The sequence below is a fragment of the Candidatus Jordarchaeum sp. genome, from assembly GCF_052745115.1.
Genome location: NZ_JBRAKS010000220.1, coordinates 1 through 6,465, shown reverse-complemented (window position 1 = coordinate 6,465; position 6,465 = coordinate 1). Strand labels below are relative to the sequence as shown.

The following is a 6,465-nucleotide window of genomic DNA, read 5'->3' as shown; positions in this document are numbered from 1 at the left end:
TCGTGTAAAGCGAACACGAGAAACTGGGCGGTTCCAACCCTTCCAAAACAACAGGCCCACAGCCAAGGAGTTTATATTGAACATATGGGAAAATTAGCTTCTTTACACCAAGAGAAATTGGGTTTTAAAAGAAAAGAGGGAAATAGGGGAAGTTTGGAACTATTTTTGTTTAAATTTGTCCAGCTTCTCCAACAGCTTCATTAGTTCCTTCTGAAGCTCATCCCTATGCTTCTTGTCCTTAGAGGTTATGGTGCCTTTCAACTCTTTTCTCCGCAGCTTCTCAATCTCGATACGTATCTCCAGGAATCTCTCCTGAATCTTCTCCACCTCTTTAGCGGCTTCCACTGTAGGCTTCTTCGCCTCCAGTGCAGGGGGCACCCTTGAAAGGCAGAGGCTGTCGTGAATGTACTGCTTCTGAACCCGGTCATACTCCGGCTCTATCTTGCCCCTTTTATCATCGTATTCGCCCTTACTGATTTCACCCGACTCATACTGTTTCTTCAAACTCTCCAGCTGAGAACCCAGCCTATTAAGTTCCTCCTGAAGCCTCTCCTTATCCTTCTCAAGCTGTGAAACTCTCTCCCTCTGAAGCCTCTCGGTTTTATCGAGATCAATCACCGAAGCCAGAATCACCGGGAATGACTCTCTGAAAACTGTGAGGTCACCCCTCCAGCGCTGAAGCTCCTCTGCGTGTTGCTCCTCAGCAATGGATAGAAAGCTCTGCAGTCTCTGTCTAATCCATCTCTCCTCCGCTGTGGTGTTGCCACATGTTATGCAGGTAACGGTTATAAGATTTCCGTCCTCTCGGATAAACGTTCCGAACTCCGTTTCCAGCTTCCTAAGACCACCCTTCTGCATCTCAGCCATAAAAGACTTAACCGCAGACATAAACCCAGAAACCAGAGCCACATCCTGCTCCATCCTGAAAAAGTCAAAAGCCCACAAAGTAACACCAGTAGCAATATGATCCACAATAATATTCTCCAAACTGCTCAAAGCCTTAATAGGAACCGCACGTCTCCTACGTACTCTATCAGCAGCCGCCGCAACCACAACCACGGAACCAATCACAACACCGAGCAAAAGATAAAGCATAAAATTCTGGCTCTGCTGCGTCATCATAAGAAACATCAATGAAACCAAACCAGTATCAGGGCCGGGAGGTCCGCTGGTTAAACCAACACTATTCACAGAACTACCTGCTCCAAAAACAGTACTTGTTCCCATGTAAAAAGCAGTGACGTTTAAATTAACAGTATTAATTGGCACTAGAATAGAGCCCTCACCCAAACCCTGATCATTTGTTATACCATTGCGCTGTATTATTGTGATTGAACCATTGCTAAATCTCAATGAAAAATTAAAGTTTACAGTTGCGCCGACAAAATTAGAAGTATTTGTTGTAAACCGTAGATGGGCACTAGCTACTAAACTGGTACCAAGAACAACACTTGAGGGAGTATTAAGTTGAATACTAACCAATACCCGAGTATAATTAATCGAGATGGAACTGGAAATACTAGATTCAAAAAGCCGTAGACCACTTGCGTTGAAATATACATTATGAATATCAAAGTCCGTAGTAAAATCTAAATTAAAACTGTAAGAACCATTTCCATGACTAATGAGACCTGTAACGGCTAAGGGCGTCGAGTTTGTAAAATAAGCATTAATATTCGCTCCAGTTAATCCCTGACCGTTATCCGTTCTATTATAGTAAACAGTAATAGGAACAGGACCCGGATATTCGACACTAGACGGAAAACTAGTTACAGTAAGAGAAGTATTCGTTAAAGCCACAATATCAAGCAATGTTTCATTATAGCCAACCACAAATCCATCCTGAAAACTTACAGTCACATTGTATGCTCCAGTAGAGGTGGCATTAGTATCAACATCCCATATAAATGAAGTTTTGATAGCCTGAATTACCTGTTTTTCCTCTGTGTGATTCAAAATTTGAGGAATAGAGAAGTCGTAGATATTGAGAGTAGCAGTTCCACTAACGTTACTTCTTAAGGTGGTGTTGAAGGTTACATTGATATTAAGGTTATCATAAAGCGTTGCGTTTTCAACCATCTCTCCACCAACATCAAAGCCGATATTGGAAATGTAGTTAGGAGCCGTGCAGTTTACAATCCAAGTACCATTACTAGCAAGAAAACTAATTGTAGAAGGCGGATAAGAATCCAGTGAAATCCAAGTAGTACCGGTCTGATTATACGCCTTAGAACTTACACCACTCCAATCTGAGGGAATCCCCGTAACATTAATATGATTAACACCATCAATAGTCAACGGAAAGGCGTCAGTAGCATCTACGGTAACATTCCAAAAAGCATCACTATTATAACTCACAACAAAATTTGTATTCGCAGTAGTATCCTTTCCATAGGTAACGTTCCAAATATAAGAGAAACTCACAGTATCCATCCAAGTTGAATTCGCATCATAGAAAATATATCCACTTGAATCTGGGGACGCCGTACTGTTAATCCATTCTCCGTTACCCTTACTGATGTCCGAAACCGGTGAGCCATTAATAGTTAAGCCAATCTCTGAAGGGAGAGCATTCTCAGCCGGTGAAGTACTAGCACTAACATTAGCTTTAAGTATGAAGTCGAGATCCAAATAACTCGATGAGCTAAAATCATAAGCGTATCCCTGATTTCCATAACTAACAGCCCCCCAGTTCATAATGTATCCGCTTGCGGCTCTCTTTAAAGATATAAAAAACGTGTTGTTTTCAGTTCTGCTTATGTTTAGTAATAGAGGCGTGCTCAAAGTCTTATTTGCCCAAATCCAGCTGCCTATACCACCGGAAGAAGGTAAATCGATTAACATAGAAGAAGTAATTGTTTTGTCTGGCTTAGGCTTTCCACTGACCCAAGTTGAATTATAAATGTTTAAAATTAGCGAAGTTTCTCCAATAGTAATTTTTTCAATCAATACGCTAATATCGTTTAGATAAGCATTGTTTGTTAAATTAAATGACATCCCCCTTTCTGTGTCCTCTATACCCAGACTATAGTTTCGCTGTGAATTATTTGTTTGGACAGTATAATTTGGTGCGTTAATGTTTGAAAGTGTTATGTTCGCCCAGACGATTTTCCAGCCATTGGGGCATGGAATGTATATGTTATTGTCGGTGTTTGTAGCGTTTGGTGTGCTGTCGGTACTGTTTGTTATGTAAAGTAGGGCGCTTAATGGGCCTCCAGTTCCAATATATGATTTTGCGCTGGGATTTACATAGTTTGAGGGCAAGATCGGTAGTATTGTTGGGTTATTTGATGTTAGGAGAACCCCCAATATTGATACTGTCAATAGTAGGACTATTGAGACTGATAATAATCCCCTTTTTCTCATCGTTGTTCATCTTCCTTTAGGGGAATTTTTTGATTTTATGTATATTTTGTCTTGTAGATATTTATAGTTTTTTTTAATATTTCAACCCTTTTTTGCGATTTTCACATTGATAATGAGTCTATGATTTAGTGTATGGTGATTTTTTTACTGTCCTGTTGATTTTTAGCCCCCGCTTTTCTTCCTCTTTAAGAGGTGTTTTTATGCTTCTCGCCTTGTAAAGCGTGGAACCTCCTCGTAAAACAGGGGGTTTAAACACGAATCCTTCCACCTAAACCACCACGGAAAAGTGAATAGGAAAGAATATAGAAATCAAAGAACACTAAAACATAGACCTATTGCACATTGATGGCCATATATTTATATATTATAATCTTGCTATTTTTTATTCATTCAAATAAAAGTGTGGAGATGGAGAATGTCTGGTAAGAAAGGTTCCCCCTCGGGTGGTTCTAGTGGTCGGAGAATCGTTTTTACTCGTGATGCTACTGGTTTGGTTAGGGAAATCAGTGTGGTTGATGCTGTGGTGGTGGTTTTTTCCTTCATTGTGGGTGGTGGTATCATGTTTCTTTCGGTGCAGAGCTTGGCACCGGGCTATTTTCCGGGTGCTAACCTTTCCGCAGGATACCTTGTTGCATTGTTTATGTGGCTGCCTATTGCGCTGATTTACGCTATTCTGTCTAGGGCTATGCCTCGGAGTGGTGGTGACTACATTTTTGTTAGCCGGATTCTGGGTCCTAGCTACGGATTCTTAGCCTCCTGGGGCGTTTGGATTATGCTCATGTTTACTATAGGAGTCCTGGCGTTCCAAGCGGTTTCCTTCATCAGCTTGTTTGTGATGTACTATGGTTTGATGACTTATAACCTGGGTATGATGGGCTGGTCGATTCAGTTGACGGATCCCATTTGGGGAGTGTTCTTCGGGATTGTCCTAGTTCTAATATTTGGCAGTATACTCATGGCCAGCACTAAAGGCTCTTTGTGGGTTATGCGCATTTTACTTGTTCTACCTCTGCTGGGCGGTGTAGCGACCTCTTGGATACTCTTCACCCATTCGCCTCTAGACATGATTTGGGCCTGGAACAACATTTTCGGTTATGGAGGTGACATTTTCGGGGCTTACGGAGACCTGTTTAGTGTCACTCTTCAGAATTACTGGTGGTTACACGCCTTTTACGATTCCACTAATGGTCTCACTCACACCATTGGTGCCATACTGGTTGCCTTGTTTGCTTTCGGTGGTGTCTACAGCCTGAGCATAGTGGGCGGTGAGGTTCGTGACACAAGGAGAGCATTCTACATAGCTATGGTTCTAGGATTGTTCTTAATAGCAGCCTTCTATCTGGCTTTGCTTTATCCCCTGCAAGCGAACTACGGACAGTTTATTCACATGTACGACTTTCTCACATATTCTAAGGATCCTTTGGGTATTTTGATGTGGGCTTTGCCCCATCTCGGCTTTAATTACTCTTGGGTTCCTGCTTGGGGTAGTTTGTTGCCTCCTGATACTTTCCAGTACTGGATCCAATATGCTGGCTGGCTTTATGCCGGAAAGGTGCCGGTGCCTATTCCTGCGAGTGTTCCGTTGTTTGCGGCTCCTCTTTCGGGTTTGAGCTGGTTAGGTCTATTTATTATTGGTGCTGGTGTCTTGTGGTTGGTGAATGCTATCATGCCCATGTTACTTACCACTTCTAGGTATCTTTTTGCCTGGAGCTTTGACCGAGTTGTGCCTACTAAAATTAGTGCCCTGAACGAGCGGACCACAACGCCTGTTTACGCTATTGGTATTTCGGTGGCCATAGCTTCTATAGGAGTTGTGTTAAGCTATTGGAGTGCACTGCAGGCAGCGATTAACACCATTTTCCTGGGTGTCCCGGCTTTTGTGTTGACCATCTATGCGGGCATGAGGTTTAATGCTAGAAGACCTGATCTGGCTGAGCAAACCTATAGTCCTAAAATCGGCAGATTCTCGGTGCTGGGTATCTGTGGAATAGTTGCAGCGTTTACCATTTTACCCCTAATTGTGGCGGCGGTGGCTACCTTTGAAATCAGTTCCCTACTAATGATAATCATTGTTTATTCGCTTGGAGCAATAGTGTACCTAGTGATGAGAAGAAGGAATAGAAAGGCCGGAGTTGACCTGGACTCCATTTTCAAGAGTATTCCCCCCGAATAAAATCCTGGAATCACAAAAAATACGAACAACAACTCTCTCTCATTTTTTTAAAAATCTTTTTTATACTCCTTTCTTGAGAACTCTCCTGGAAACATTTTCAATTGCGATACGGATTCTTTTCCCCTAATCTGCTAATAGGTTCATCTAGATGCGGAAAAATCATAAATAGAAACAAGTCATAGGTTAAAGCAGCGAGAATCATTAGTTCTCCCGATAGTCAATTAATACCGGGATATAATTTTTGGGAGTATTTTAATGCATTATGATCCCCTAGAATTGGCTTTGAGAATAGAACAAAATGTTCTACGTGGCGAGAGCAAACTGTATTACCGTTTTAGGGGAGGTCGCTGGTATGGAGGAATCGCCACGGCGGACTGCTGCGGCTGTCCCTTGCGGTGCGTTTTCTGCTGGGGAGCTGAGCCCCGGGATAATCCTCGAAGATATGGTCAGTTTTACAAGCCAGAACAGGTTTTCCAAAATTTGAATCGCATTGCTGGGAAGAGAGGATACTCCCTGCTGAGAATTAGTGGTAATGAACCCACAGTGGGTAAAGAGCATCTTTTTAGAATACTGGAAATGGTTGAACGAACAGATTACACATTTGTTTTAGAAACTTCGGGAATTTTACTGGACGCTAATTACGTCAAACGGTTGTCCGAATTCAGTAATATTCATGTTAGGGTTTCACTAAAGGGAGCAAACGAAGAAGAATTCACCAGGCTTACCGGCGCCAAGCCAGAGGGGTTTCAGCTCCAATTAAACGCTTTAAAAAATTTGGTGGAGGCCGGGGTTTCATGTAATCCGGCGCTGATGTCTTCCTTCAGCACGGAGGAAAATGTGAAAAAATTAATTCGGAGGCTTTCAGAGATAGACCAGAATCTTCCCTCAGCGTTTGAGGACGAAATAGTGATTCTCTACCCCAAAGT

At 42.3% G+C, this 6,465-nt stretch carries 4 protein-coding genes; 2 read left to right on the top strand and 2 right to left on the bottom strand.

Annotated elements, in window-relative coordinates:
- Nucleotides 1–159 precede the first annotated feature (159 nt).
- Nucleotides 160–3,366 (bottom strand): hypothetical protein, encoded by a 3,207-nt coding sequence (locus ACUVXA_RS14170; RefSeq protein ID WP_445871930.1) that lies wholly within the window; start codon nucleotides 3,364–3,366, stop codon nucleotides 160–162.
- A 118-nt stretch (nucleotides 3,367–3,484) separates the two neighbouring features.
- Nucleotides 3,485–3,634, bottom strand: a complete 150-nt coding sequence (locus ACUVXA_RS14165; RefSeq protein WP_445871929.1) for a hypothetical protein — start codon at nucleotides 3,632–3,634, stop codon at nucleotides 3,485–3,487.
- A gap of 147 nt (nucleotides 3,635–3,781) precedes the next feature.
- Here ACUVXA_RS14165 and ACUVXA_RS14160 point away from each other — a divergent pair, with 147 nt between their 5' ends.
- Together ACUVXA_RS14160 and ACUVXA_RS14155 are read left to right on the top strand one after the other, a co-directional pair.
- Nucleotides 3,782–5,539 (top strand): APC family permease, encoded by a 1,758-nt coding sequence (locus ACUVXA_RS14160; RefSeq protein WP_445871928.1) that lies wholly within the window; start codon nucleotides 3,782–3,784, stop codon nucleotides 5,537–5,539.
- A gap of 255 nt (nucleotides 5,540–5,794) precedes the next feature.
- Nucleotides 5,795–6,465 (top strand): radical SAM protein (locus ACUVXA_RS14155; RefSeq protein WP_445871927.1); only part of this gene is annotated, 671 nt, incomplete at its 3' end.

Coding starts and splice junctions, on each gene's coding strand:
- ACUVXA_RS14170 (WP_445871930.1), bottom strand. CDS start 3,366: ATGAGAAAAAGGGGATTATTATCAGTCTCAATAGTCCTACTATTGACA.
- ACUVXA_RS14160 (WP_445871928.1), top strand. CDS start 3,782: ATGTCTGGTAAGAAAGGTTCCCCCTCGGGTGGTTCTAGTGGTCGGAGA.